This window comes from Sphingomonas sp. BRN-1R (genome assembly GCF_057748035.1).
Genome location: NZ_CM173236.1, coordinates 884,788 through 909,516, shown reverse-complemented (window position 1 = coordinate 909,516; position 24,729 = coordinate 884,788). Strand labels below are relative to the sequence as shown.

General features: G+C 66.9%; 22 protein-coding genes. 6 read left to right on the top strand and 16 right to left on the bottom strand.

The annotated features are described in order from the left end of the window. Positions 1-10: 10 nt before the first annotated feature. The 11 genes from AC3ANX_RS04100 to AC3ANX_RS04050 form a co-directional block, all read right to left on the bottom strand. Positions 11-1,159 (bottom strand): acyltransferase family protein, encoded by a 1,149-nt coding sequence (locus tag AC3ANX_RS04100; protein WP_488335761.1) that lies wholly within the window; start codon positions 1,157-1,159, stop codon positions 11-13. Beyond that, complete coding sequence (locus tag AC3ANX_RS04095) at positions 1,156-2,358, bottom strand: glycosyltransferase (protein ID WP_488335760.1); 1,203 nt, start codon at positions 2,356-2,358, stop codon at positions 1,156-1,158. The genes AC3ANX_RS04100 and AC3ANX_RS04095 overlap by 4 nt, the downstream gene beginning before the upstream one ends. Before the next feature lie 169 nt (positions 2,359-2,527). Beyond that, positions 2,528-3,382 carry a glycoside hydrolase family 16 protein gene (locus tag AC3ANX_RS04090; protein WP_488335759.1) on the bottom strand — a complete coding sequence of 285 codons (855 nt, stop codon included), beginning with the start codon at positions 3,380-3,382 and terminating at the stop codon, positions 2,528-2,530. A gap of 224 nt (positions 3,383-3,606) precedes the next feature. Beyond that, positions 3,607-4,749, bottom strand: a complete 1,143-nt coding sequence (locus AC3ANX_RS04085; protein ID WP_488335758.1) for a glycosyltransferase — start codon at positions 4,747-4,749, stop codon at positions 3,607-3,609. A 284-nt stretch (positions 4,750-5,033) separates the two neighbouring features. After that, complete coding sequence (locus tag AC3ANX_RS04080; RefSeq protein ID WP_488335757.1) at positions 5,034-5,753, bottom strand: exosortase C-terminal domain/associated protein EpsI; 720 nt, start codon at positions 5,751-5,753, stop codon at positions 5,034-5,036. Continuing rightward, positions 5,750-6,649, bottom strand: coding sequence for an exosortase/archaeosortase family protein (locus AC3ANX_RS04075; protein WP_488335756.1), 900 nt, complete (start codon positions 6,647-6,649; stop codon positions 5,750-5,752). The genes AC3ANX_RS04080 and AC3ANX_RS04075 overlap by 4 nt, the downstream gene beginning before the upstream one ends. After that, on the bottom strand, positions 6,646-7,377 hold the full coding sequence (locus tag AC3ANX_RS04070) for a CpsD/CapB family tyrosine-protein kinase (protein WP_488335755.1): 732 nt from the start codon (positions 7,375-7,377) through the stop codon (positions 6,646-6,648). Before AC3ANX_RS04070 ends, AC3ANX_RS04075 begins: the two co-directional genes overlap by 4 nt. Next, entirely contained in the window at positions 7,374-8,765 is a 1,392-nt protein-coding gene (locus tag AC3ANX_RS04065; RefSeq protein ID WP_488335754.1) for a Wzz/FepE/Etk N-terminal domain-containing protein, read from the bottom strand. Before AC3ANX_RS04065 ends, AC3ANX_RS04070 begins: the two co-directional genes overlap by 4 nt. 9 nt (positions 8,766-8,774) lie before the next feature. Next, positions 8,775-9,584, bottom strand: a complete 810-nt coding sequence (locus tag AC3ANX_RS04060; protein WP_488335753.1) for a polysaccharide biosynthesis/export family protein — start codon at positions 9,582-9,584, stop codon at positions 8,775-8,777. Further along, entirely contained in the window at positions 9,581-10,474 is an 894-nt protein-coding gene (locus tag AC3ANX_RS04055; RefSeq protein WP_488335752.1) for an EpsD family peptidyl-prolyl cis-trans isomerase, read from the bottom strand. The genes AC3ANX_RS04060 and AC3ANX_RS04055 overlap by 4 nt, the downstream gene beginning before the upstream one ends. 115 nt (positions 10,475-10,589) lie before the next feature. Continuing rightward, a complete protein-coding gene (locus AC3ANX_RS04050; RefSeq protein ID WP_488335751.1) occupies positions 10,590-11,168 on the bottom strand; it encodes a hypothetical protein in 579 nt (192 codons plus the stop codon). A gap of 590 nt (positions 11,169-11,758) precedes the next feature. Between AC3ANX_RS04050 and AC3ANX_RS04045 the strand changes: the two genes are divergently transcribed. Further along, complete coding sequence (locus AC3ANX_RS04045; protein WP_488335750.1) at positions 11,759-12,871, top strand: acyltransferase family protein; 1,113 nt, start codon at positions 11,759-11,761, stop codon at positions 12,869-12,871. Positions 12,872-12,874: 3 nt separating this feature from the next. Here the strand turns inward: AC3ANX_RS04045 and AC3ANX_RS04040 are convergent, their stop codons facing one another. After that, the gene (locus tag AC3ANX_RS04040; protein ID WP_488335749.1) at positions 12,875-14,248 is read right to left on the bottom strand and encodes an O-antigen ligase family protein; all 1,374 of its coding nucleotides are present in this window, start codon (positions 14,246-14,248) and stop codon (positions 12,875-12,877) included. 164 nt (positions 14,249-14,412) lie between these two features. On the opposite strand from AC3ANX_RS04040, the gene AC3ANX_RS04035 reads away from it, so the two are divergent. Next, on the top strand, positions 14,413-15,885 hold the full coding sequence (locus AC3ANX_RS04035; protein ID WP_488335748.1) for a lipopolysaccharide biosynthesis protein: 1,473 nt from the start codon (positions 14,413-14,415) through the stop codon (positions 15,883-15,885). Between the two features lie 3 nt (positions 15,886-15,888). Here AC3ANX_RS04035 and AC3ANX_RS04030 read toward each other — a convergent pair whose 3' ends face one another. Further along, a complete protein-coding gene (locus AC3ANX_RS04030; RefSeq protein ID WP_488335747.1) occupies positions 15,889-17,067 on the bottom strand; it encodes a mechanosensitive ion channel family protein in 1,179 nt (392 codons plus the stop codon). Between the two features lie 5 nt (positions 17,068-17,072). After that, a complete protein-coding gene (locus tag AC3ANX_RS04025) occupies positions 17,073-18,077 on the bottom strand; it encodes a DNA topoisomerase IB (RefSeq protein ID WP_488335746.1) in 1,005 nt (334 codons plus the stop codon). 104 nt (positions 18,078-18,181) lie between these two features. Here AC3ANX_RS04025 and AC3ANX_RS04020 point away from each other — a divergent pair, with 104 nt between their 5' ends. Beyond that, positions 18,182-18,733, top strand: coding sequence for a type 1 glutamine amidotransferase domain-containing protein (locus tag AC3ANX_RS04020; protein WP_488335745.1), 552 nt, complete (start codon positions 18,182-18,184; stop codon positions 18,731-18,733). A gap of 291 nt (positions 18,734-19,024) precedes the next feature. Here AC3ANX_RS04020 and AC3ANX_RS04015 read toward each other — a convergent pair whose 3' ends face one another. Continuing rightward, on the bottom strand, positions 19,025-20,395 hold the full coding sequence (locus AC3ANX_RS04015) for a putative O-glycosylation ligase, exosortase A system-associated (RefSeq protein WP_488335744.1): 1,371 nt from the start codon (positions 20,393-20,395) through the stop codon (positions 19,025-19,027). After that, on the bottom strand, positions 20,388-20,546 hold the full coding sequence (locus AC3ANX_RS04010; RefSeq protein ID WP_488335743.1) for a hypothetical protein: 159 nt from the start codon (positions 20,544-20,546) through the stop codon (positions 20,388-20,390). Before AC3ANX_RS04010 ends, AC3ANX_RS04015 begins: the two co-directional genes overlap by 8 nt. Positions 20,547-20,720: 174 nt before the next feature. On the opposite strand from AC3ANX_RS04010, the gene AC3ANX_RS04005 reads away from it, so the two are divergent. Genes AC3ANX_RS04005 through cysS form a run of 3 tightly spaced genes read left to right on the top strand, consistent with a single transcriptional unit; the run spans position 20,721 to position 24,343 of the window. Continuing rightward, a complete protein-coding gene (locus AC3ANX_RS04005) occupies positions 20,721-21,959 on the top strand; it encodes a TIGR04063 family PEP-CTERM/XrtA system glycosyltransferase (protein ID WP_488335742.1) in 1,239 nt (412 codons plus the stop codon). Further along, positions 21,932-22,870, top strand: a complete 939-nt coding sequence (locus tag AC3ANX_RS04000; protein WP_488335741.1) for a hypothetical protein — start codon at positions 21,932-21,934, stop codon at positions 22,868-22,870. The genes AC3ANX_RS04005 and AC3ANX_RS04000 overlap by 28 nt, the downstream gene beginning before the upstream one ends. 36 nt (positions 22,871-22,906) lie before the next feature. After that, entirely contained in the window at positions 22,907-24,343 is a 1,437-nt protein-coding gene (cysS, locus tag AC3ANX_RS03995) for a cysteine--tRNA ligase (protein ID WP_488335740.1), read from the top strand. The last annotated feature ends 386 nt before the right edge of the window (positions 24,344-24,729 follow it).

Here is a 24,729-nt window from a genome sequence, read left to right as displayed (position 1 = left end):
GTGCGCATGCTCAGAACGACGCGGTTTCGGAAGCACGCGTCAGCGCACTGTCACGCCGACCGGCAATACGCGCGACCAGAGCCTGCCCCGGCAGTTCCAACCAGTAATAGGTGAGCGCGGCCAGCGCGATCACGCTGAGCGCATACAGCAGCGCGAGCAGGTCCATCGCGCCGATCGGGCCGAAGTCGATCATCTGCCCGCCCGCGACGTCGTGGTACAGCGGACGATGCAGCATCGCCTGCACCGCGCGCAAAGCGCCGCCGAGCAGCGACAACACCACGAAATGCACCATGTAGATCGAATAGGAGATCCGCCCGAGGAAAGCCCAGCCGCGCCCGCGCAGGATCTGCGAGATCGTGCCCGCGTCGAAGGCGAACACCAGCACCACACCGGCGAACACCGCGATCGACGCCGCCGCACCCACCGGCGCAAACCAGTATAGCGCCGCGATCACCGCGACCGCCGTCCCCTCGAACGCGGTCGCCCGGGCCGGGCCAGGCGCGCGGACCATGCCGAACACCCGGTAGGCGAGGTGCCCCGCGAAGAAGCCGCACACGCACGTCGCCAGCCCGCGGAACTGCGTCTGGCGCAAAGCGGGCATGTCGCGCTCGATCAGCATCAACAGCGCCGCCGTCGCGCCGACGAGCAACAGCCCCGGCACGATCGTGCGCGTGCGGAACAGGACGACGATCGCGCAAAACAGCAGATAGGTGTAGAACTCCACGCTGATCGACCAGCTCGGCACGTTCCAGCTATAATCGGGCAGCGGGATCACCGCCTGGAGCAGGAACAGGTTGGCGACCAACGAGACGAGATCGTTCGCCCCGATGAACGGTGCCTGCCCACTCGGCAAGCCGATCCGCACCATCGCCCATTTCGCCAGCTCGAGCAGCACCAGCGCGCCCAAGGTGACGAGGTGGAGCGGATACAGTCGCCCGATCCGCCGCGCCACGAACCGCGCGACCGCCGCGCCGTCACTCAGCCTGTCGCCATAAGCGTGACTAATGACGAACCCCGACAGCACGAAGAAGAACGGCACCGACAAGCCGCCGTGGCGGATCGGCGGGAACCCGTAGAACAGCCCGTTCGCCGACAGGTGGAACAGCATCACCAGCACCGCCGCGATCCCGCGCCAGGAGTCGAGCGCGCGAAACCTCATGCGCTGCGCCCGGCAATGCGCCCGCCGCGCATCGCCGCAGCGACCGGTGCGGTGTCGGTCCGGCCGATCGCGTCGATCGCGGCGAGCGTACGCGCGGCAATGGCGTCGATGCCGATATTGTCACGCGCGAAGCCGCAGGCCGCTCGCGACATCTCACGCCGCGCCGCGGGGGCGAGCGCCAGCGCGCGGCGCATCGAGGCGGCAAAGGCGCGCGGCGTGGCCTCCTCGACGATGAAGCCGTTCCAGCCATCCGACACGACCTCCTCGACGCCGCTCGCGCGGAACACGATCGGGATCACGCCCGCCGACATCGCTTCGAGCAAGGCGTTCGACTGGCCTTCGCGCTGCGAGGCGCACACGAAAAAGTCGCTCGCCTGCAATTCGGGATAGACGTCTGCGACGAAGCCCGCGAACGAGATTGCCGATGGGAAGGCGGAAGCCGCGACGATCGGCGCCAGCCGGTCCTTCTCCGGACCATCGCCGACCAGCCGGAGATGCAGCCCGGTCCCCTCCGCCGCCAGCGTCGCCGTCGCCTGGTACAGCACGTCGACGTTCTTGTCGGAGTGGAGACGCGCTGCATAGACGAAGCGCCGCCCGGTGCGCGCGGCGGTCGCCTGTTCGAGCGCGTCGGGCGTCGGCAATGCCACGCCGTTGGGGAACTCCGCGATCCGCTCACGGGGGGTGCCCAGCCGGCGCAGCTCGGTGGCGATCTGCGCGCTGTTGGCGACGAACAGATCGACTCGCTTCCGCAACAGCCGCTCGACCAATCGGCCATAGAGATATTTCTTCGCTCGCAGCGCCGCGAACTCGGACGCCTCCCCGCCCCCGCCGAGCTTGACCAGCAGCGGCGCGCCATGCCGCATCGCGGCCAGCGCGGGGCCGAGCGCGTGGAGCCGGGCGTGGAACACATAGACCGGCACGCCGCGCCATGCCGGGTCACGCAGCCGCCACGGCACCCACAGGCTCCACGCAAGGAAGGCGAGCAGATTGCGACCGCCGAGATTGGGATAGGCATGCAGCCGCTTGCGCAGGATTTGCCCGAACGCGGTCGGCTCGACGCGCGGCAGGTCTCTCGCCACCGTCGGCGCGATCAACGTCACCCGCACGCCGAGCCGCCCGAGCGCCTCGGCGAGGATGCGCGCCTGCCGCTCCGCCCCGCCGTAACTATCAGGGAAATAGGCGGCCACGGCGAGGATCAATGATCGCTCGCCGCTCACGCCGCGCACCCCGGCCACGCCGACCGCGAACGGCGCGCGCGCTGCATCGTGCCTCCCTGTCTCGTGACCATGCCCATGCCCCTTTGATCGACCAGCGCGATCCTTGCGCGATCTTCACCGCAAAATGTGCAGTGTCGCGTCCGCTACGGTGCTATTTCCACACCTTGACGTAGTCGAACCACACCGACTGCGGGAACGTCCGCACGGTGTCCTTGGGGTTGATCGACAACGTCAGGTTGAAATAGAACGGCGTGGTGAAGAAATCGGGCTCGGGCGCGATCCGTCCGACCTCCTTGCCGTCCATGTAGATCACCACCGCCTGCTTGCCGTTGAGCGTGGCGATCCCGCGCAGATCCGCGCCATAGGTGTGCCAGCCGAAATCGGCGATGGCGTCCATGCCGGTATAATCGGGCTTCTGCGTGTGTCCCTCTCTCTCCTTCGGGCCCCAGCGGTGGATCGTATGATGGTGGCCGCGCTTGTCGCCCGCGCCATAATATTCGATCGCATCGACTTCGAGGTGGCCGCGCTGGCGCGGACTGTCGGGCGAGAGCAGCCAGAAGCTCGCCCAGGTCGCGCGCGCGTTTGGGAAGCGCGCATGCGCCTCGAAATAGCAGGCGACGCAGGTGAAGCCGTTCACCCCCGGCACGATCGGCGCACCGTCATAGGCCTGCATCACGTTGACAGACTGGATGTTGCCGCTGTGGATACCGGCCTTGTCCTGATAGGCCTCAAGCCCGAGTACGCCGCTCTGAAGCTTATAGGCCGGGCCACCCGCCGGATCGAATTTCTCCAGCCCGACATCGGTATGCTGTTTGGCCCACAGGATCGGACCGTTCCAGCTATGCGGCGTGTTGAGCTGATCCTGAAAAACCAGCTTCGCCTTGCTGAGATCGATCGGCGTGCCGCGCAGCGCCTCGCTCCAGCCGTTGTCGGCCAATGCGACGGACGGCACCATCGCCAGCGCAAGTGCCGTTCCAACTACGCCGGCGCGCTTCAATTTCATCATCACTCGTCTCCTGCAAGATGAACCTGGCAGACCCGATCTGCCGACCAATTCCCCCGCCCAAGACGATGTGGATGAGCCGAACCGGCAAGATCGCCCCGCCCTGCGCGCAGGCGCGCGGGCGATGGAGCGATGCCGGCACTGTTTAACGCATCAATCACCGAAACCCTTCCGAACCGTGGCTTTTGCCAATCGGCACCCTCTCCCGAACCCTGTCCGCCCGCCGTTCAGGCGCAGCGGTAAATCGTCTGCATTCCCCGCGATGCCGCGCGCGCATCCATCCGTGCCGCAACGCGCGGCAACGCGAGCGTTTCGCGATATGCTTGGTCGAGCTGCGCGAACATCGACGGAAACTTCCAATCCTCCACCGCTGCGCCACCCGCCGCCGCGGTCATCTGTGCGAGCCGATCGTCGTCGCGCACCAGCTCGACCGCGGTCCGCGCGACTGTCTCGGCATCGCTCTGCCGCACGACGATGCCGTTGCGGCCGCTGTCGATGATTTCCTCGATGCCGCGCAGCGGGCTGACCACCGCCGGCTTTCCGCCCGCGAGGCTTTGCACGATGGTGCGCGGCAACCCCTCCCGCAACGATGCGAGCGTCGATATGTCGGAAAGCGCAATCAGCCGCTCCGGATCGGTACGGTGCCCGAGCAACTTCACCCGGTCACCAACGCCGAGTTCCTCCACCAGCGCGGCAAGCGTATCGCGATCGGGTCCGTCGCCAGCGATCAACAGCCGGATTTTCTCGCCCGGTCGAGTCGCCTGTGCGAAGCCGGTGATGAACGCCACCTGCCGCTTGCGCGCTTCGAGCACCGCCATCATCAGGATCGTACGCGGCTTGTCCTCGTCGGGACCAATGCCGAGCAACGCCCGCCAGTCCTCCGGCCACGTTGCGGTCTGGAATTTGTCAATGTCCATTCCCGACCGCACCACCGAATGCAGCCGATTGCCGCCCAGCCGTGCAAGCTCGTAGGCGCGCCGCGTACCATGGCTGACGTGGATGAAATGATCCGTCACGGGCGCGACGACATGTTCGGCGGTGAGATAGACCATCTTCTCGGCGATGCCGACGTTGCTGAACGGCAGGATATGGACGCCGTGGACGATCGCGGGCACCTTGGCGTTGCTCGCGGCAAGACGCCCGACGATACCAGCCTTGCTGGTGTGGGTGTGGACGATATCGGCCTGCACCTCACCGAACAGCGTCGACAGCCGGCGATAGGCGGCAACGTCGTCCTTCGCCGAAACCTCACGCACCAGTTCGCTGACGAGATGCACGCGCACCGGCGTGCCGCGCCCGCTATACTCCTCCACGTCCGAAGATCGTCCGCAGAACAGATGCACGATATGTCCGGATTCAGCCTGATGCACGCAGGACGCCCAGGTATTTTCCTCCGCCCCGCCCGATCGGTTCATCCGCGTCTGGACATGCGCGATGACCAGCGGACGATCCGATCGCGCAGGTTCGCGAAACTGACTATGCGATTGCTGCCCCATACCGGATTTCCCCAAGTCGCGTTGCGCCTGCCCACCCGATCAGAAATACATGCCGATTAAGCATGATCTTGATCCGCGCCGTTCATTACTACAACTGACGATGACGATATCATCAACAGACATTTAAGGAAGACGTATTCCTGAGCCACGCCGTTCAATTAGATCGACTTTGGAGGATTATTGGCGAGCATTATTCTAAGCGGTGTGCTCGCGTCTGACAGCAGTGTCCGGAAGAACCCGATCAGCATGTCGCTCGCGACGCCCGGGCTGGCAGATGCAAGTTCGTCTTCGAGGAACGACGCCCGCACCATCACCCCATCGGGCAGGCGCAACGCGAGGCTCTGCCGGAACAGCGCGGCGCGCACGCCAAGCGAGCCGCTCGGCACCGTGTCACCGATCCGCATAAAATAGCCGACCAGTTCGCGCCGCCCGGCGCGCACCCCGACGAAGCGCGACAGCATGATGTTTCCGGCCTCCGCGCCGAGCGACACCGGCGGCAGACGCTCGACGCGGAAGCCCTGCGTCGCGTAACAGAATTCCGGCCAGTGGAAGCGATCCTCCTGCCGCACCTCGCGCTTGTAGGCGATGTTGAGCATGATCCGCGGCAGCGTCTGCGATACATAATCGCGCTCGATCACGCGATCATACATCTCCAGCGCTTGCGCGAACGCCTCGTCCACTTCGATCGGATCGACCATATCGGCGCGCGCCGGCTGCAAACGCCACTCGCCGAGCTGCGCGGGCAAGCGCGCCAGGATCGCGTCGCCGCCCGGCGGCACCGATTGCTGTGCGCGGCGGAACGCGACCGCCCCGCCCGATGCACCCGCGGCGAGCCCAGCGAAAATGCCCGCGCCGAGCAGGTCACGCCGCCGGATCATGCCGCCAACGCCTTCGGCCCAAGCGCCTTGCCGAGCAGGGTGAAAGCCAGCAACACGATGCCTACCTCCAGATAGGCGGCGATGTCGTGCGCGAACGCCTCGCCCGACACACCGGTCAGCGCCGCGATCACGATCAGCGCGAACACGCGCAGGAAGTTCACCGCCAGCGCGATCAGCGGCATCAGACAAACGAACACGATCGCCGCGCCGATCGAGCGCGCCGGGAAGAAGTGCAGGAACAGGAAGCCGATCGCGGTCATCGACACCATCGCGCGCAGACCGACACAGGCCCCCGCGACGTTCAGCTCGACGAAGCCGACGTAGATCAGCACGCCCGATGTGCTCACCGGAAAACCGAGCAAAGCCGCCAGCCGCGCCGCGCCGTGCGTGAGCGCAAGCCGTAGCGGCACGAGCAAAGCATCGGCGATCGGGCCGAACCACGGCACGATGAAGACCAGCAGACCGCTCAGCAACAACCAGCGCCGCGCCAGCCTCACTCCGCCCGCCGCCATCGCGAGCCCGGTCATTACCACCGGCAGCGACAGGCCCTGCATCTGCACCGAATCGGTGACCCGGCCGACGAAATACAGGATCAGCCCGACCAGCACGGCGGCAGCGCCCCCGATCAGCTCGCGCCGCGTCGAGGTCCAGGCGAACGCTTTCCGATCCTGCCAATAGCCGAACAGCACCAGCGCGAGCAGCAGCCCGCTGTGGTTGTCGTCCTCGCTCCACAGGAACAACGCGCCATATTCGATAAGGACGGGGACGTAGAGCGCCGCCAGCCCGAACAACATCAGGCCAAGCGCCATGCGGTTGCGGTCGCGCAGCACGGCATCGACCGGAAGGGCGGCGAGCGGCGGCGCTGGCGCGGGCATGGCGGTGAGCGGCGGCGTCACGCTTTCAACATCACGCCGCCGACGACGGCGATCCCGGCATCCTCGCACAGATCGAGCACGCGCGACGAGCGGCGCGCACGCGTCACGCCCTCCCGCGTCACGCACAAGGCGCCGGTCGTGGCGAGCGCGGCGATCTGATAATCGTTCGAGGTCGCCGCAGCGGGTGTATCGACGAAGATCACCTCGAACTCGCCGCGCATCCGCTCGACCAGCGCTTGCAGCGCCGATTGCATGAAGCGATCCGACTTCAGCTCGACCAGCGCGGACGCCGGGACGACCGAGAGGTTCTCGACCCCCTCCACCGGTCGGCACACCGCGCCGCTCGCGCGCGGTTCGGCGAGGCTGAACTTGGTGTGGATCGCCGGATTGTGCAGATCGGCGTCAATCAGCAGCGTCCGCACGCCAGATTGCGCGAAGATGCAGGCAAGATTGCTGGCGATCGCGGTGCGTCCCTCGCGCCGGTCGGCGCTGATGATCGACAGCGCGGCGTGCTTGGTCTCGCCCAGAAACCAGCGCATCGCCAGCGTCTGCGCCACCCGCCGCAGATCGGCGACGCGCGGCGAGTGCGGGCTCTTGAGGACGAACAGATCGTCCGCCACGCCGAAGCCTCCGGAGATCGCTGGTGCCCGCGGCCGCGGTGGCGCTCCGCGATCGGTAACGTCATTGCCGAGCCGATCGGCGATGTGGACGGAAAGATCGTCCCGTTCCCGGCTGATCTGTTCCATCATTCGACCCTCATGCTTGGGAGAAGCCCGGTCACCATGCGCGTCAGGCGGAACGGCTGTGGCGGGCTGATGCGGATGCTGCCCAGGTCGGGAATGCCGAGCCAGCTCTCGATCTCGCTGCTGAAGCGGATGCGCCGATCGAAGAACTCGATGGCGAGTGCGAGCAACACGCCGGCCACTCCGCCGAGCACCAGCCCGAGCGCGAGCGTGATGAACCGCCGTGGCAGCACCGGCTTCTCGGTCGGCGTCGCGGGCGAGAGCAGCGAGATATTGGTCTGCCCGGTATTGTCGAGCACCTGAAGCTGCGCGCGGCGCTGCGCGATCTGATCGTAGGACGCCTGGAGGTTGGCGATATCCTGCTGCATCACCGACACTTCGCTTTGCGCCGCACGCACCTTGGTCACCCGGTCGCGCTGCGCCTCGACCGCACCGCTCAACCCCGATTGCATCGCCTGCGCCTGCGACGCTGCGGCGGCGGCGGACTTGCGGATCAACGCCTCCTGGCTGGCAAGCTGCCCCCGCATCGCGCCGATCTGTGCGACGAGCTGGCGGTAGTCGGGATTGTTCGGGCCGGCGGTGGCGCTCAACTGGCTGCGCTGCGCCTCCAGCCGGGCGATCTCGGTCTGCAACCCCTGCACCACCCCGCTCGCCATCGTGTCGGGCAGCGCGGCCGCACCCGCGCGCGACGATGCCGCCGCGCTGCCGGCCTGCGCGGCGGCCAGCTGCGCCGACAGCGCATTCAGTCGGGCACTGTCGGGATCGAGTTCGCCCTTGGTGGCGACGATATCGAGCGCACCTTCCTTCGCGACGAGCGCGGCCTGCATCTTGTGCAGCGTCCGGCTCAGTTCGTCGAGCTGGTTGGTATAGGACGCCACGGTGCGCCGCGCCGGGTCCGCCTGCAACTGCACGTTGACGTCGATGAAGGCGTTGGCGAAGGCATTGGCCATCGTTGCGGCGAACTGGCGGTCGCCGCTCAGAAAGCTGATCTCCATCACGCGCGAGTTGGTCGCGCTCGAATCGATCGTCAGCGCGGCACGCAGCTGGCGCGCGATGAAGTCGGGCAGCGCGCCGTCCTTAGGCGTCCAGCCATATTGGCGGATCGCGTTGGGAGAATCGGCAAGGCCGAGGTCGGTCACGACTTGTCGGGCGACGCGGTCGCTCTTGAGGATGTCCTCCTGCGTCAGCAGATAATCGGCGGAGAGCTGCTCCGCGACCGATTGCGGCCCGATCGTCTCGGGCGCGCGCACCCCGGCGACGACGGTGGCGGTGGATTTATAGACCGGCGTCGTCACGACGATGATGAGGACGGCGATCGCGACCGACAAGGCCGTGGTCAGCGCGACGATGCGCCACTTTTCGATCAAAACCTTGCCGAGATGCTTTGGGGTCATCGCTGTCGCCTAGAAAAGTCGCGCGCCGACCGTGATGAGGTCGCGCGGTTTGACGGGATCCTGCGGCTTGGCGCGGATGAGCTGGTCGGCATCGCCGCTGCGGCGCGAGACCTTGAGGCGGCTGCGCGCGCCGCGCTGGGTCACGCCACCGGCGAGCGCGACCGCGCGTTCCATCGTCAGGCCGGGCTCGAGCGCGAACGAGCCGGGCCGCTGGACCTCGCCCGAGATGTAGAAGGTCGCGCTTTCGGTGACGATCAGCGTGTCGTGCGGTCCGAGCCGCTGGTTGACCGATCCGGCCAGTACCTGATCGGCGGCGAGATCCTGCTGGGTGCCGTCGTGGCGCAACAATCGCACCGTGCCGCCACCGACGCCCAGTGTCGCACCGGCGCGCGCGAGCATCTCGGTGATCGTCATGCCGCCGCGATCGAGCGGATATTCACCCGGCTTGGCGACCGCCCCGAGCACCGAAACGGTGCGCGCGCGATAGGTCTGCACGAGCACGTTGACGATCGGATCGCGCAGATATCCGCCCGACCGCAGCGCCGCCGCGATTGCGTCGCTGACTTGCGCGGCGGTCTTGTTGACCACGTTGATGCGTCCGGCGTCGTTGATCGGCACCGTCCCGTCGGCGGCGACCTCGACAAGGCCGCTGTAATTGGGCGCGCGGTACACCGTCACCGTCAGCTGGTCGCCAGGGCCAACTTGATAGGACGTATCTTCGACGCGTGACCCAGGCGCATCCGGTTGCGCCGTGGCGGCGCCATGCGCCGACAGCGGCGTGGCGAGGCATAGCAGCGCAAGTGCGGCGATGCGCCTCACGACGTCACCGCCGCCGTCGTCGTACCGCCCGCGACCGCTTTCAAATTGGTATTGAGGATCTCGACCTTGCGCGACTTGCGCAGCGTCTGGACCGCTGCCTGCGTGATCGCGCTCGTGCGTTCGGCGGTGAGGCTCTGTTCGATCCGCCCGCGCGCCGCTTCGATCGCGATCGGCTCGGGTGCCGCCGCCGTGATCCGTCCGAGATGCACCTGTCCAGGCGATTGATAGACGATGTTCGATCCCACCGTCAGCTTGTCGAGCGCACCGCCGCGATTCTCGGGCAGTTCGTCGGTGAAGCGGGCGACCGTCGCCGGATGCACCCCCGGTGCCTTGTCGGCGATCATCGAGCCCAGAGTAGTGAAATCACCGCGATCCAGCGTGTCGAGATAGGTCTTGAGATCGGGCATGTCGCTTCGCAGCACATATTCCTCGACCACGAAGCGCCTGCGATTGGCGAACAGCGCAGGATGCGCGGCGTAATATGCACGCACCGCGTCTTCACGCGGCTTGGGGATGTTGCCCGCGAGCGAATGCACGTAAGCCTGCGCGAGAATGGTGCGCCGCGCCGCAGCGATCGCTTGGCTGCTGCCCGGATCATTGTCGATGCCCGCGCCCACCGCCGCATCGGCGAGCAGTTTCTCGTCGATCAATTGCTGCAAGAGCGCGCGTCGCAGCGGCGCGACCGCCTCCTTCGTCACCGGCGGAAACCGGCGGAGCAGCTGGTCGTATTCCTGCAAGGTGATCTCGAACTTGTCGCCCTTGACGAGCAATTGCTCCGGGTTCTTCGCCGCGCCACAACCGCCAAGCGCGGCGATGAGCGCCAGCGGCAAGCCTGACTTGACGAGGCGACCGCAGCGCGCGACCGGACGCACGAGCACTTCCTGGAACATCAACAACCCCCACCACGACGATTCTGCCGGCGCACCGCGCCGCCGATCGAGCGTTCCCCATGTGATGAAAACGGGTGCAGCCGGTGACCGACCGCACCCGTTCCAAGTTCTACGATCAGGCGAGAGCCGCCTCCGCCTTCGCCTTCTGGCGACGACGACGCCCCGCCATCAGCGCAGCCGCGCCGCCGACGAAGAGGATGCCGGCCGGCCCCGGTGCGGACGCCGCCTGGGTGGCGGTGAGCGCAAGAGCGTAGGAGCCGCCCACGCCCGGGAAATTGGTGTACGGCGTGCCGGTGACGTTGACGAAGTAATCACCAGCAGACAGGCCGGAGACGCTCGAGGTTTCCAGCAGGAAGCCGCCGGTCAGGCTGGCGAGATGGCCAACGAAACCGGTGCTGGCGCTGTAGAGATCGGCCGTCAGGCTCGACAAGCCGAAGTCGAGGTTGAGACCCGGCGCCAACGCGATCGTCATCTTCGGAAGCTTGCCCACCGTCGAGCCGAGATCGTCGGTCGCGCTGAGCGAGAAGAAGATGCGGTCCGAGGGACTGCTGCTGGTGAGATAGCCCGCCGCCGGGGTGGCGACGCCGGTCTGCAACGTGCCGAGATTATAGTCGACGGCCATCGACGGTGTTGCCGCGACGGCGGCGCATGCGCCGACCAGCGCGCATAATGTTCGCTTAAAAAATACCCCCATAGAAAGTCTCCTCAAATGAAGCCTGTGGGCCCTGGCGAATGATTACCGGCGCATCCCGTTTCCATGCGGAGATTCGGCGGTATCAAGCTCAGTATTCCTACGTAATATTCCGCAGCGCATCAAATCGTATTTGGCTAATCTAGGCGCATACATCCAAAACGGGGCAGTATATTGCTTGTACCCGCAATGAGTATCTGTTTAGTCTTTTGGCATTACGCAGGAGTATTTCGCGAGCGCATTCAACAACAAAATTGACGGCGGGTGTTCCTGCATCATGCTGGCGCGGGCTCAGCCTCGTCGACAAAACTGCAAGAGTTTGCCCGATGCGGGAAGCACTTCACTCAGCTTTGGATGTAGTTGAGCGGAGGTGACGCTCACCGATCGGGATTCGGCGCTATGGTGCGGTCGGTTCGCCGTCTGCGCAACGTTCGCAAACCCGGCGCGTCCTGCCGCCAGACTTTCCCCAACGGTCAGGGAGCCATCCGTTTGCCCGAGTTCCGCCGTCCGGCACCCTGCTCCCGCATCGCGCTGCGCTGCCGCTCGACGCGAATGCCGGCGGTGATCCGCTGCGCCGAAGATCAAGGTGCCGCATGTCACCCGCTGCGCTGAAGGCACGGGCAACGGCGATGCTCGTCGCGTCGCCGCAGCCCGGTGCAGGCGTCGCGTCGACGCCCCGTGCAGCGTCCGGGTCGCACGGCCATGCGTGGCGAGGGCTACTGATCGCGCTCATCGTGCTCGGGCACAATCATCTGTTCGCATCGGGGTTCCCGGCGCTCTACCGCCTGATCTACGACTTCCACGTCGAGGCGTTTCTGATCATTCCCTTCCTGCGCGCGCCCGATGACGGTCGCCGCGCGGTGTTGCTGTATCCGCTGCACACCTATTACCGGCCGTTCTGCGTGTTCGTGACTGCGTATGCGGCGCTGTTCGCAGTGTCCGGCATCGTCGAGGCGCCCGCATCGTTCGGCGATGCGGTCCTGCGTTGGGTCTGCGCGCTCACCATCGCGAACAGCGACGTGCTCAACTGGGCGACCGGTTTCGAGATGTTCTGGTTCCTGCCGGTGTTCATCCTGTTGTCGACGCTGCGGCCGCTGATCGACCGGGGCGGCGGGCGTGTCCTGGTCGGCGCGCTCGCCGCCGCAGCGGCGTTGCAACTCACCGTCGGATATCTCGGATCGGATGCGGTCGCATGGCTGCCGTGGGGACTGCCGGTGATCGGCTATATGCTGTTCCCCTGCCTGACCGCCGCCGCGCTCGCGCGCTCCGGCATCAGCCGCAGCGTGCCGGTCTGGATCGTGGCGAGTGGCTTCGTGATGGCGCTGGTGGCGTGCGCGGCGGGCGGTTTCTGTATCAACCTGTCGGACTTCAAGGTCTATGATGCGCGGAACCTCGCCGGGCTTCTCGCTACCGACGCGTGCATGGTGGCGGCATCGCTGTTCTTCTACCGGATCGACGGGTTCGTGCGCATGGGCGCGATCGACGCGATCGGCCGCTACTCGCTGCAAATCTACCTCATCCACGGCGTCATCGGCTATCTGCTGGTGCGGGTCGCCGGCAAGCACCACGGCGAGGCCGTGACGCTGGCGCTGCTGGCGATCACCTATGCGGCGACGCTGGCGCTCAGCTATGGCGCGGCGCGTGTGCTGATGGCGAGCCGCCCCGGCGCGTGGATCTTCAGCGCCAGACCGCAAGGGCGGCGGTAGCCGTCACGCCCGGCGGCGCAGGCTCCCGGCGAGCGCGGGCGTGCGCGGCTGATTCCGCGTCGGGCGCACGAAACCGCCGTGCAGCCGGCCGAACCGTTGCCGGCCGCGACGCCCGGTACGCGACACGATCGGCAGCGCGCCGACGATCGCGCCGACCCCGCCGATCAGCAGCAGCATCGCGGTGTCGACCGCCTCGGAATAGCAATAGCTCAGCAGCAGCGCGACGCAGTAGAGCGGCACGCGATCGAGCGAGCCCGCCCGCCACCCGCCGTGCGCCGCGGCGTGGCGCAGCGCCCGCAATGCCGCCAGCCCGAGGAAGCCGAGCGCGATCGCGATACCGAGTATGCCGCCTTCCGCCGGTACGCGGTGATATTCGCCGTGGATGTTCATCGCCAGCCCATTGGCGCCATAGGTTTTCGCCGCCCATGTCCAATAGCCGTTGGCCCCCACGCCCAACGCAGGGTGGCGCAGGAACACCTGCCACGCATTACGGTTGACGAACTCGCGGATGATGTCGCTCTGGTCGTAGATCGCGCGTACCGAGAAGAAATAGCGCATCGGCGTGCGCGAATAGTCGTGCGACGCGCTGAACAACTGGCGATGCACGTACCCGGTATCGTCGAGCAGGACGAGCGCCGTCACCACTGCGATCAGCATGGCGAGACCGAGCTTGGCTGCGACGGGATAGCGACACAGAGCGAACAGCACGACGAACAGCATCAGCGCCTTGCGCTCGCCGCTGAGCAGCAGGACGACGAACGCGGCGAGCAGCGCCAGCGTGAACAGGTGCCGCCCCTTGCCCTTGATCCAGTCCTCCAACCCGAACAGCGGAACCAGCGCGAGCGACAGGATCAGCTTGGTATCGTAGAGATATTTCCAGGTGACGAAATGGTGGTGCAGCAGGTGCCAGCCGATCAGATGCGCGAGCACCAGCGCGCACACCACGCCCGCGCCTTTGAGGATCACCTCCGCATCGCGACGCTGCGCCGCCTGTGCATAAGCGTAGAGCCCGATCAGCGAGATGGCGATAATGCAGAACTGCACCGTCCGCCCGATCCCGGCCGGCACGGAGACCATCAGCGTGCTGATCGTCGCGTCGGCGACATAGGCCATCGCCAGCACGAATACCGCATCGACGCGGCGCAAGCTGTACCGGCACGTCCACGCGGCAATGCCAAGCGCGAGCATCACCAGCACGCCGAGCGCGGTCAGCTTGTAGCACAAGGACGCGATCAGCAGCGCGATGCCCGCGAGCATCGCGCCCCGCACGGTAACGCCGCGTGCGCCCGCGCGCCGTCCGTCGCCGTTCACGCCGCGGAAGGCACCGCGCCGCGTTTCGATCGGCATGCGGCCGCCTTCGGCAATCCTGTCGGTCACGTCGCTTCTGCCCCCGCCTCGCAAGCCTGCGTGGGCGCAGGTTTAGCTACCCGGAGGCCCGCCGTATCGGATCGCATCGAGATCGGCGCGATCTCTCGCCGCGTGACCTCGCCGCCGGCCTCCGCTATCGCAGCCGCACCGGCGCGGATCGCCGGGCTGGGGACATGATGGCAGGCAGCTTGATACGCCGGCTCGGCGCGAGCCGGATGGTGACGAACACCGGCGCGTATCTGGCGGGTACGATGCTCAACCGGCTGTTCCCGCTGCTGCTCGTGCCGATCTACACGCGCATCTGGACCACAGCCGAGTTCGGCGCCTGGGGCTTCTGCATGACCGTGCTCAACGTGCTGCTGATCGTCTCGGGGCTCGGGCTCGATGCGGCGACGACGCGGCTCTATTACGATCATCACGACCCGGAGGAGATCCGCCGTTTCCTCGTGGTCGGCTTCGTGCTGCGGATCGTGGCGGCGGCGGGCACCGCGCTGGTGCTGTTCGTGCCGCTGGTGGCGGTGTGGCCGTGGATCAGCGGCGGGGCAATTCCCGCCTTCCCGTTCGTGCCGCTGCTGCTCGCCGGATCGTCGATCCAGGCGGTGGTCGCGTTCAACCTCGCCAATGCCCGCGCCGAGCGCAAGGCGAAGACCTTTATCCAGATCCAGCTCGCGCAGGCGCTGCTTCAGGCCGGTGCCAGCCTCGCATTCGTGCTGACCGGCTGGGGTGCTGCGGGCGCGTTCTATGGCTATGCGATGGGCGCGGCGGTGGTCGCGATCGTGGCTGGCGCGCTGTTCCTGCGCCGCAACCGCACCGCCGGGCCGCTGCCATGGGGGCAGATGCGCGAGAACCTCGCCTATGGCATCAAGACGCTGCCGGTGGCGATGTCGACCTGGCTGAGGCGGATGGCGGACCGCGTCATCATCGGTCGATCGGTGTCGATGACCGACCTCGGCCTGTATCAGTTGAGCGCGAGCGGCATGGCGCCACTATCGATCCTGATGGCGAGCTTCAACGCCGCCTATCTGCCGTTCTTCTACGAGAAGCGCCGACAAGGCCCGGCCTCGCTGCCGCTGATCGCGGCGATGGATATGGCGATCGTCGCGGTGCTGGCGATGCTGTCGGTCGGGGTGATGGCGCTCACCCCCGAACTGATCCGCCTGCTCGGCCCACCGCGTTATGCCGGCGCGGCGCTGATGACGCCTGCGCTGGTGCTGGCGGTGATGCTCGACGGCATCCAGTTGCAGTTCACCAAGGAGCTGATGTTCCACAAACGCCCCGGGCTCGCCAGTTGGATGACGACCCCGCCCTCGCTGCTCGGCGTAGTGGCGGACGTGCTGCTGATCCCGCAGTACGGCGCGATCGCGGCGGCGTGGGTGGCCGCGGTCGTATCCGCCGTCATCCTGATCGGCTGCATCGCGGCGACGCGACGGGTGGAGCGCACCGGGCACGATCTGCGCCGGCTCGCGCTCGCCTGCGTAGCTGTCGCGGGCTTCGCGCTGGCGGCGAGCCTCTTGCTGCCGTTGCGGCCGTTCGATCCGCGTGCGCTCGTGCTGCGGCTCGGCAGCGGCGCGTGCGTGTGCGCGGCGATCGTGCTGATCCTCGCACCCGGCAACATCCGCACGGTGCTGCGCGCGCTGGGGCGATGACGATCAGGCGTGCTTGTCGAGATCGACCTGCCTGACCTCGACCGGATCGGGGTACGGCATGATGAGCGTTCCGTCGGGCGCGGCGGTGAAGCTGGTCTGGGTCGGGTAAGGCAGCGAGATCCCTTCGGCCGCGAACCGGCGCAGGATCGCCACCATCAGCCGGTCGCGCGTCGCATGTGCGGTGCCCCAATCGTCGCCGGGGATGTCGAACTGCACCGAGAAATCGAGCGTGCTTGCGCCGAACGATTCGAAGCCGTTGCGCGCCGCCTTCGCACCCTCCGCCTCGATCAGTTCCTTCAGCATCGCCGGCAGCTTTTCCAGCGTCTCAGGCGGCGTCTCATAGGCGACGCCGAGCGTGAAGGAGATGCGGATTTTATCGCGCTGCGAGACGTTGAGGATTTCCTTGTCGAGCAGATTCTTGTTGGCGATCACGCGCAGCTCGCCCGAATAGGCGCGAATGCGCGTCGATTTCAGCCCGATGCTGTCGATGATGCCGCTGCTGCTCCCGAAGCTGATCTTGTCGCCGCGCTTGAACGGCCGGTCGAACAGGATCGACAACGCCGCGAACAGATCCGCGAAGATGCCCTGTGCGGCAAGACCGATCGCGATACCGCCGACGCCCAGCCCCGCGACAAGCCCGGTGACGTTTACGCCGAGATTGTCGAGCACGACGATGAACGCGATCGCGAACACCGCGAAGGTGACGAGCAGCCGGATGATGCTCATCGCATTTTCCAGCGCCTCGCCGGCATAATGCTGCGAGCCGGTGTGCCGCTGGATCGCGCCGAGGATGATCTCGCGCGCCCAGATCGCAACCTGGAACACGGCGGCAATGGTGAACAGGAAGCGGATCGTGGTGGTGACTTCGGGCGGCGCGCCGGCATAGCCCTGCACCAGCTTGGCCGCGACCATCACGATGAAGAAGTTGTTGGTCCTGACCACCGCATGGCCGACCACCGGCCCCCAGCCGGCCAGATTGAAGCGGCTGTTGCACAGTTTGCCGCCGAGCCGGCGCAGCGTCGCCAGCGCGACGACGATCGCCGCGCCGATGCCGACCGCGATCAGGATCTGCAACCAGTGTGTGCCGAGCCAATCGATCGTCGCGCCGATCAGGTCGCGAATCTGTGCGTTGATGTCGCGCACCTTCACCGGCGGAAGGATCGCCGCGCTTGTATTACTCATGACGGTTACGCAGCCTTTGCCAGTTCGGGCACGCCGCCCGCCTCCAGGAACGCGATCAATCCGCGCTCGGTACGGCTGAGATAGCGTGCGGTTCGCGGCAGGCGGATCGCACGCAGTGCGGCCTGTCCATGTTTGGTCGCCTCTATCAGCAGCGGATGAACGTAGGATTTCCGGGAAATCGCCGGCGTGTTGCCGAGCGCCTCGGCCACAGGCTCGAGCATCTCCTTCAGGCCCAGATCGTGCGGCGCCGTCACCAGCGTCTCGAACGCGATCACGCTCGCGCCCCAGGTGCGGAAATGCTTGGCGGTATAGTCCCCGCCCATCGCCTCGCGAATATAGGCGTTGACGTCGGAGGAGGTGACCGGGTGCGTCGCGCCGTCGTCATCGACCCAGCGGAACAGATGCTGGCCGGGCAGATCCTGGCACTTCTTGACAAAGCGGCTGAGCGAGGCGTCGGTGATGGTGAGCAGCCGCATCTTGCCGGACTTCGCCTTGTACTGCAGCTTCAGCGTCTTGCCCTTCAGCGCGGCATGGCGGCGGCGCAAAGTGGTCGCGCCGTAGCTCTTGTTCTCCTTGACGTACCCCTCGTTGCCGATGCGGACATGGCCGAGATCGAGCAGCCGCACGATCGCCGCCACCGCCACATCCTTGCCAAGCCCACGCCGCTTGAGATCGGCCTCGACGCGCGCGCGCAGCTTGGGGAGCGCCAGACCGAACGGCGCGCACAGATCGTATTTGGCGCATTCCTGCGCGGCGCGGAAATCGAGGTGGTAGCGATATTGCTTGCGCCCGCGTTCGTCCCAGCCGACCGCCTGGATGTGACCGCACGGGTTCGGGCAGAACCATGCGTCGCGATAGGCGGGCGGCAGGCCGATGCGGTTTAGCCGGTCGATCTCCTCGCGATCGGTGATGCGGTTGCCCTCCGCATCCCAATAGCCCCAGCCGTTCCGGACCTTGCGCCGGGTGATGCCGGCGTCGCTGTCGTCGTGGTAGGTGATTTCGGCGCTCATCTTGCTCCTCGTTCACCCTTTCAAATGCGCGGTCGGTCGCTTCGTTCCGGAACGGAGGCTCAGGCCCGGGGGTTTGAGCGTACACCTGCCAAGGAGACCCCCTCGTGACCGACCTTTCCCACGCGCACGTCCTGATCGTCGCCACCGACGGCTTCGAACAGGCCGAACTGTTCGAACCGCGTCAGGCGCTGCTCGACGCCGGTGCCAAGGTGACGCTCGCCTCGCTGTCGACCGACCCGATCCAAGGGATGAAGCACGACGAGAAGGGCGACACGATCACGCCCGACACGACCATCGATGCTGTCGATACCGAGGACTACACCGCGCTGCTGCTGCCCGGCGGGGTCGCCAATCCGGATGCGCTGCGCATGAACGATCGCGCGGTCGAAATCGTCGAGCAGTTCGTCGACGACGGCAAGCTGGTCGCGGCGATCTGCCACGCGCCGTGGCTGCTGATCGAGGCCGATGTGGTCGACGGCAAGACGATGACGAGCTGGCCCTCGCTGCGCACCGATCTCGCCAATGCCGGCGCCGATGTGGTGGACGAGGAAGTGGTGCGCGACGGCCAGTTCATTACCAGCCGCAAGCCAGACGATATCCCCGCGTTCAACAAGGCGATCCTCGAAGCGCTGGCGGAAGAGACCGCGGACGCTTGATCCTCTCATCCTCATACCGTTCGTGCCGAGTAGGGATTGAGTAGCCCGAAGGGCGTATCAAGAGCCCGTATCGAAGCACAGGTCGCGCGCGGGGCCTATCCTTCGATACGCCACCTCGATACGCCGCAAGCGGCTACTCGGCAGCTACTCGGGACTATCGGATAGGGGCACTGCTCGCTGATCTCCGGGCAAGGCCGGAGTCCAGTTACGGACCGTCGATCACCTGGCGCTGCGCTCCGTCAACGGTGACCTTTCCAACCGGACCCCGGCCTGCGCCGGGGATCAGCTATTTCACGCCAACGCCGGCTCCGCGCCTGCCACCTCACGCTTCACCTTGCGGAACGGCCGCCACGCCCCTTCCGAGCGCTTGCGCGCCAGATAGGTGTCGAGCCCAATCTGCGCGCCGATCAACTGATAGATGAACGGCTGAAACGCGATTCCCACGAACGACGCACCCAGCAGATAGATCAGCAGCGCCGATTGCAGCGCTCCGGCCAGGGGCGCGATCCACGCCTCCTCCGGCCCGGCCTTGCGGTAGCGCCGCCGCAGCATTTCCATGCGGAAGATGCCCAGCAGGTTGAGCCCGCCCCACAGCACGATCCCCGGCCAGCCCTGTTCGCCAAGCATCTCGAAATACGAACTGTGATAAGCGCGCGCCCGGTCCGAGGTGGGGATGTGCTTGAGCGTCATGTTGCTGCCGGTGCCCTCGGCGACGATCAGGTCGTAGTTGAGCACGTCCTGCCGGTACATGTCGAAGCCGCCGCCGAACGGATGCGTCTTCGCGTAATTCCACGTCCATTGCCACACCGCCAGCCGGGTCGAGGCGGATTCGTCGGCCTTGTAGGTCTTGATCGTCCCCATGCGCGACACGAAAGCCGACGGCAGGAACGGCACCGCCACCAATCCGATCGCGGCGATGATGCCGATATAGAGCATCTTGCGCTTGGCATCGCGCAGCAGCAGCACCGCCGCCAGCACGATGCACAACAGGCCGGTCCGCGCCGAGGTGCCGACCGGGATCATGCAACACGCGAACACCAGAGCGTAGCAGAAGATCTTCACCTTCCAGTCGGGCTTGAAGATCGTGCCGTGGTTGGAGAACCACAGCACCAAAGGCACGATCGCCACCGCCACGGTCGAGATGATCGACCCTTCGTACAGCCCGCTGTTGTTCGACACCATCAGGTTGAGCTCGCCATAGCCGCCGCCCGACACCACCGTCTTGATCCCGCCGACGATGATGATCGACGAGGCCGACAGCACCATGAACAGCAGCAGGGATTCGATGCGCAACTTGGTGCGCAAGGTCAGCGGCAGGAAGGCGGCGAAGACGAGCGCCTTCCACACCCAATCCCATTTATCGAGCGCGGGCTGCGGGAAATCGGCGTTGAGCGTGGTGATCCCGCAGTAGGCGAGCAGCAGCAGGATCACGATCTGACGCGGGGCAAGCCGTGTGTCGCGCTTGTCATCGATCAGCGCCCACGACATCACCGCCGCGATGAACGCGATCAGCGAGATCGGGATCGAATTGAGCAGCAGGTACGTCAACCGCTGCGGGCTGACGATGTCGATATAGATATAGGCGAGGATGAAGATGAACGGCTTGCGCAAGCCCGCGAGGAAGAACCCGCCGAGGAACGCGACGAAGATGAGGTCACGCACCCGGCCGGTCCTCCCGCGCGGGCTTGGCACGGCGGCGCGGCTCGCGATCGTGCGGGCTCGGCTCGCGGTCGAGGTCGGGGCGCTTGAGCAGAGCCCAGATCGCCAGCATCATCAGGCCGTGGCTGATCGCGAGCGCGAAATTGTCGATCATGCCCTTGGCCCTTCGTTGGTGCGCTCCGCGCGCGGTGCCGGCCCGCTCCCCCACCAGACCGCCCATTCGGGATATTCTGTGGGCGGTCGGGTGGGGGAGCGGGCCGGCACCGCACTTCAGATAAAGGCTCGAAGTTGAGGCTCCGTTAAGCAGTCCCATGGCAAGCGTGCGCCCATGAAGATCCTGCACGTCCTCGATCATGGCCTGCCGCTTCAGAGCGGCTACACCTTCCGCACGCGCGCGATCCTGAAGGCGCAGCAAGCGCGCGGCTGGCAGGTCGCCGCCGTCACCGGCACGCGACAGGGCGCGACCGCGCTGGCGGCGGAGACGGTCGACGGGATCGACTTCTACCGCACGCCGCCGACGGCCAAGCTGCCGCCGGTGCTCGGCGAACTGGCCGAGATCCACGCGCTGTCGCGCCGCGTCGCGGCGGTAGTGGACACGTTCCGGCCGGACATCATCCACGCGCATTCGCCGGTGCTCGGCGCGCTCGCCGCCCTGCGGGTCGCGCGCACGCGGCGGCTGCCGCTCGTCTATGAAATCCGCGCGTTCTGGGAGGATGCGGCAGTCGGCAACGGCACCGGCCACGAGGGCTCGCTCCGCTACCGCGCGACGCGCATGCTCGAGACCTGGGCGGTGCGCCGCGCCGATGCGGTGTCGGTGATCTGCGAAGGCCTGCGCGGCGACCTGATCGCGCGCGGCATCGCACCTGAGAAAATCCTCGTCTCGCCTAATGGCGTCGATCTCGCGCTGTTCGGCGCGCCCGCCGATTACGACCGCGCGCTCGCCGAACAGCTCGGCATCGTCGGCGCCGACGTGATCGGTTTCATCGGCAGTTTCTACGATTACGAGGGGCTGGACGATCTGATCGCGGCGATGCCCGGCCTCGTCGCCGCGCGCCCATCGGCGCGGCTGCTGCTGGTCGGCGGCGGCCCGATGGAGGCGGCTTTGCGCGCGCAGGCCGCCGCCTCGCCGGTCGCCGCGCACATCCACTTCACCGGGCGCGTGCCGCACCAGGAGGTCGAGCGCTATTACAGCCTGGTCGACATCCTCGCCTATCCGCGCAAGCACATGCGGCTGACCGATCTCGTCACCCCGTTGAAGCCACTCGAGGCGATGGCGCAGCGCCGCCTCGTCGCCGCATCCGACGTCGGCGGCCACCGCGAGTTGATCTGCGACGGGATTACCGGCACGCTGTTTCCGCCCGGCGATCCCGCCGGCATCGCCGAAGCGCTCGCCGATCTGCTCGCCAACCGCGAGGGCTGGGAAACGCGCCGCGCGCGCGGCCGCAGCTTCGTCGAGGCGGAGCGCAACTGGGCGGTCAACGTCGGTCGTTACGAGCCGGTTTACCAGAAACTAACCAGTGCCGTGGCATCACACGGACTATGGTCGCGTCCCCCCGTCAGCGTCTGATCCTCCCGCTCGCGCCCACCGGCGCGGGGGTGGCAGGCGTGCTTGTCGCCCTCGTCTTTGCCGTACTGCCTACGGCTACGCTCGAATCGCTCGTCGTGGACAGCGGCATCGCTTCGCTCGTCAACGCAGCGCAACCGCCGCTCGGCTTCACCGCGCGCGCGATGCTGGCGCTGCTCGGCGGCGGCGTGGTGGCGGTGCTGGCCTGGGTCGCGCTGTTCGTGGCGGTCGGCACCCGCTCGGTGATCCTGCAAGACCCGCGCGCGAGCGGCGATGCCCCCGTGCTGCGCCGCGCCGACGTCCACCCCGACGCACCGCCGCGTGAGCCGGTGTTCGCCAACCGCGATCTCGGCAGGCCGTTCCTCGAAGTGCGCGCCGAACCTGCGCCCGAGCCGGTGCCCGCCGAGCGCGACCTGCCCGCCGATCTCGACATGCCGCTCGCTGCGTTCGACCCGCAATCCTTTACCGCGCCGGCGCCCGTGCAGGACGACGCCATCGCACCCGCCCCGCTGCCGATCCGTACCATTCCCACATCGGCGATGGACCTGATCGCCGCCGCGACGCGTCAGGCGCCCTACCCGGTCCCCGCGCCGCCGCGCGAGGACATCGACGCGTTCGACCGCCGCCCGATCCTGCGCGACGAACCGGATGCGCCGCCGATGCCGATCCGCCTCGACACTGGCCGTGCGATTGACCTAATCGCCGCCTCGATGCAAGAGCCTGCGCCCGTACCCGCCCCGCAGCCCGCGCCGGCCGGATCCTCCGATTCGATCCGCGCCTTGCTCGACCGGCTCGAACGCAGCGTCGCCCAGCGCGAGGCGCCCGCCCCGGCAGCGCCGACCCGGCAGGCGCGGCAGGAGTCGATCCGCGACACGCTCGATACCTTGCGCGGCCTCGCCACCCGCGCCGGCTGATTTGCCCGCGCCAGCGCGCGCCGCTAAGGCGGCGCGATGACCGGCAGCCCCCTCACGCTCTACAACAGCCTCACCCGCGCGACCGAGGTGTTCGCGCCCATCGACCCCGCCAACGTGCGCGTCTATTCGTGCGGGCCGACCGTCTATAACTATGCGCACATCGGCAATTTGCGGGCCTATGTCTTCACCGACACGCTGAGCCGCGTGCTGACGTGGAAAGGCTACCCGCTCACCCACGTCATCAACATTACCGACGTCGGCCACCTCACCTCGGACGCCGATGCCGGCGACGACAAGATGGAAGCCGCCGCCCGCGCGCGTCAGTTGAGCATCTGGGACATCGCCGCGCATTACACCGCCGCCTTCAAGCAGAACCTGCACGACCTCAACATCCGCGATCCGCAGCACTTCCCGCTCGCCACCGATCACATCGCCGAGATGATCGCGTTCGGCGAGAAGATCGCGCCGAAGCACTGCTACGAGCTGGAGAGCGGCCTCTATTTCGACGTGTCCACCGTGCCCGATTACGGCCGCCTCGCCCGTATCGGCGACGACGAGCGCGAGGGCCGGATCGACCCGGTCGCGGGCAAGCGCCAGCCGCAGGATTTCGCGATCTGGCGTAAGTCCGAGCCGGGCGAGCACCGCCAGATGGAATGGGAGTCGCCCTGGGGTCGCGGCGCGCCCGGCTGGCACCTCGAATGTTCGGTGATGAGCCGCAAATATCTGGGCGACGGCTTCGACATCCACACCGGCGGTATCGACCACCGCGAAATCCACCATCCCAACGAGATCGCGCAGAATCAGGCGCATTGCGAATGCGCCGACACCGGTGCGCGCGTGTGGATGCACAACAACTTTCTCGTCGAGCGCGCGGGCAAGATGTCGAAATCCTCGGGCGACTTCACCACGCTCCGGACGCTGGTCGATCGCGGCTTCCACCCGCTCGCCTATCGGCTGATGTGCCTGTCGGCGCAGTATCGCAGCGAACTGGAGTTCTCGTGGGAGAACCTCGCCGCCGCCTTCACCCGGCTCAAGCGACTAGTGATGGCGGTCGAGGCGCTCAAGGCGCGCGACGATGGCGCGACCAAGGGTGATGCCGCTGCCTACCGCGCCCGGCTGGACGAGGCGGTGTCGGACGATCTCGGCACCCCGCGCGCGCTGCCGGTGCTGGACGAACTGCTCGCCGACAAGAAGCTGTCGCCTGCGGTGCGGCTGGCGGCGCTGGCGGACTTTGCGGACGTGCTCGGCCTGCCGTTGCTCACGCTCGCCCGCGCCGACCTGCGCGTGATGCCGGCCGGCGTGACGATCACCCCTGCGGAGATCGACGCACGGCTGGCGGAGCGCAAGGACGCGCGCGTGGCGAAGGACTTTGCCCGCTCTGATGCGCTGCGCGAGGAGCTTGCGTCGGCCGGCGTCGAGGTGATGGACGGCGATCCGCTCGGCTGGGACTGGAAGCCGCGCCTGTCCGACTAATGGCGGCAGAAGAAGGTTTGTTCGCGCGGAGGCGCAGAGAGAAGAAATATATAGCGGCCGAAGGCCGCATTGTATCTGCCGACACGTAGCCCGTTCCCAGACCGCAATCCCTCGGCGCCCTCTGCGCCTCTGCGCGAACCACCTTCTCTCCTCCCTTCGCGCCTGCGCGCCCCCGCCTGCCGATCTCTACATCCACGCAATTACCCTATCAGCGTAAATCGTCGCTTGCGCCACTTACTCCATCGGAGTAATGCCCACTTCCCATGACGACGCTCGCAGGCATCAAGATCAGGCGCTTCCGCGAAGAACGCACGCTCAGCCGGGCGGCGTTCGGTGCGTGGTACGGCGCGCCCGGCAGCACCGTGCAGGGCTGGGAGGAGAACGGC

What these genes read in the sequence shown, in the direction of transcription:
- AC3ANX_RS04100 (WP_488335761.1), bottom strand. Translation starts at nt 1,159, where the DNA reads ATGAGGTTTCGCGCGCTCGACTCCTGGCGCGGGATCGCGGCGGTGCTG.
- AC3ANX_RS04090 (WP_488335759.1), bottom strand. Translation starts at nt 3,382, where the DNA reads ATGATGAAATTGAAGCGCGCCGGCGTAGTTGGAACGGCACTTGCGCTG.
- AC3ANX_RS04080 (WP_488335757.1), bottom strand. Translation starts at nt 5,753, where the DNA reads ATGATCCGGCGGCGTGACCTGCTCGGCGCGGGCATTTTCGCTGGGCTC.
- AC3ANX_RS04070 (WP_488335755.1), bottom strand. Translation starts at nt 7,377, where the DNA reads ATGATGGAACAGATCAGCCGGGAACGGGACGATCTTTCCGTCCACATC.
- AC3ANX_RS04065 (WP_488335754.1), bottom strand. Translation starts at nt 8,765, where the DNA reads ATGACCCCAAAGCATCTCGGCAAGGTTTTGATCGAAAAGTGGCGCATC.
- AC3ANX_RS04055 (WP_488335752.1), bottom strand. Translation starts at nt 10,474, where the DNA reads ATGTTCCAGGAAGTGCTCGTGCGTCCGGTCGCGCGCTGCGGTCGCCTC.
- AC3ANX_RS04050 (WP_488335751.1), bottom strand. Translation starts at nt 11,168, where the DNA reads ATGGGGGTATTTTTTAAGCGAACATTATGCGCGCTGGTCGGCGCATGC.
- AC3ANX_RS04045 (WP_488335750.1), top strand. Translation starts at nt 11,759, where the DNA reads ATGTCACCCGCTGCGCTGAAGGCACGGGCAACGGCGATGCTCGTCGCG.
- AC3ANX_RS04035 (WP_488335748.1), top strand. Translation starts at nt 14,413, where the DNA reads ATGATGGCAGGCAGCTTGATACGCCGGCTCGGCGCGAGCCGGATGGTG.
- AC3ANX_RS04030 (WP_488335747.1), bottom strand. Translation starts at nt 17,067, where the DNA reads ATGAGTAATACAAGCGCGGCGATCCTTCCGCCGGTGAAGGTGCGCGAC.
- AC3ANX_RS04025 (WP_488335746.1), bottom strand. Translation starts at nt 18,077, where the DNA reads ATGAGCGCCGAAATCACCTACCACGACGACAGCGACGCCGGCATCACC.
- AC3ANX_RS04010 (WP_488335743.1), bottom strand. Translation starts at nt 20,546, where the DNA reads ATGATCGACAATTTCGCGCTCGCGATCAGCCACGGCCTGATGATGCTG.
- AC3ANX_RS04005 (WP_488335742.1), top strand. Translation starts at nt 20,721, where the DNA reads ATGAAGATCCTGCACGTCCTCGATCATGGCCTGCCGCTTCAGAGCGGC.
- AC3ANX_RS04000 (WP_488335741.1), top strand. Translation starts at nt 21,932, where the DNA reads ATGGTCGCGTCCCCCCGTCAGCGTCTGATCCTCCCGCTCGCGCCCACC.
- cysS (WP_488335740.1), top strand. Translation starts at nt 22,907, where the DNA reads ATGACCGGCAGCCCCCTCACGCTCTACAACAGCCTCACCCGCGCGACC.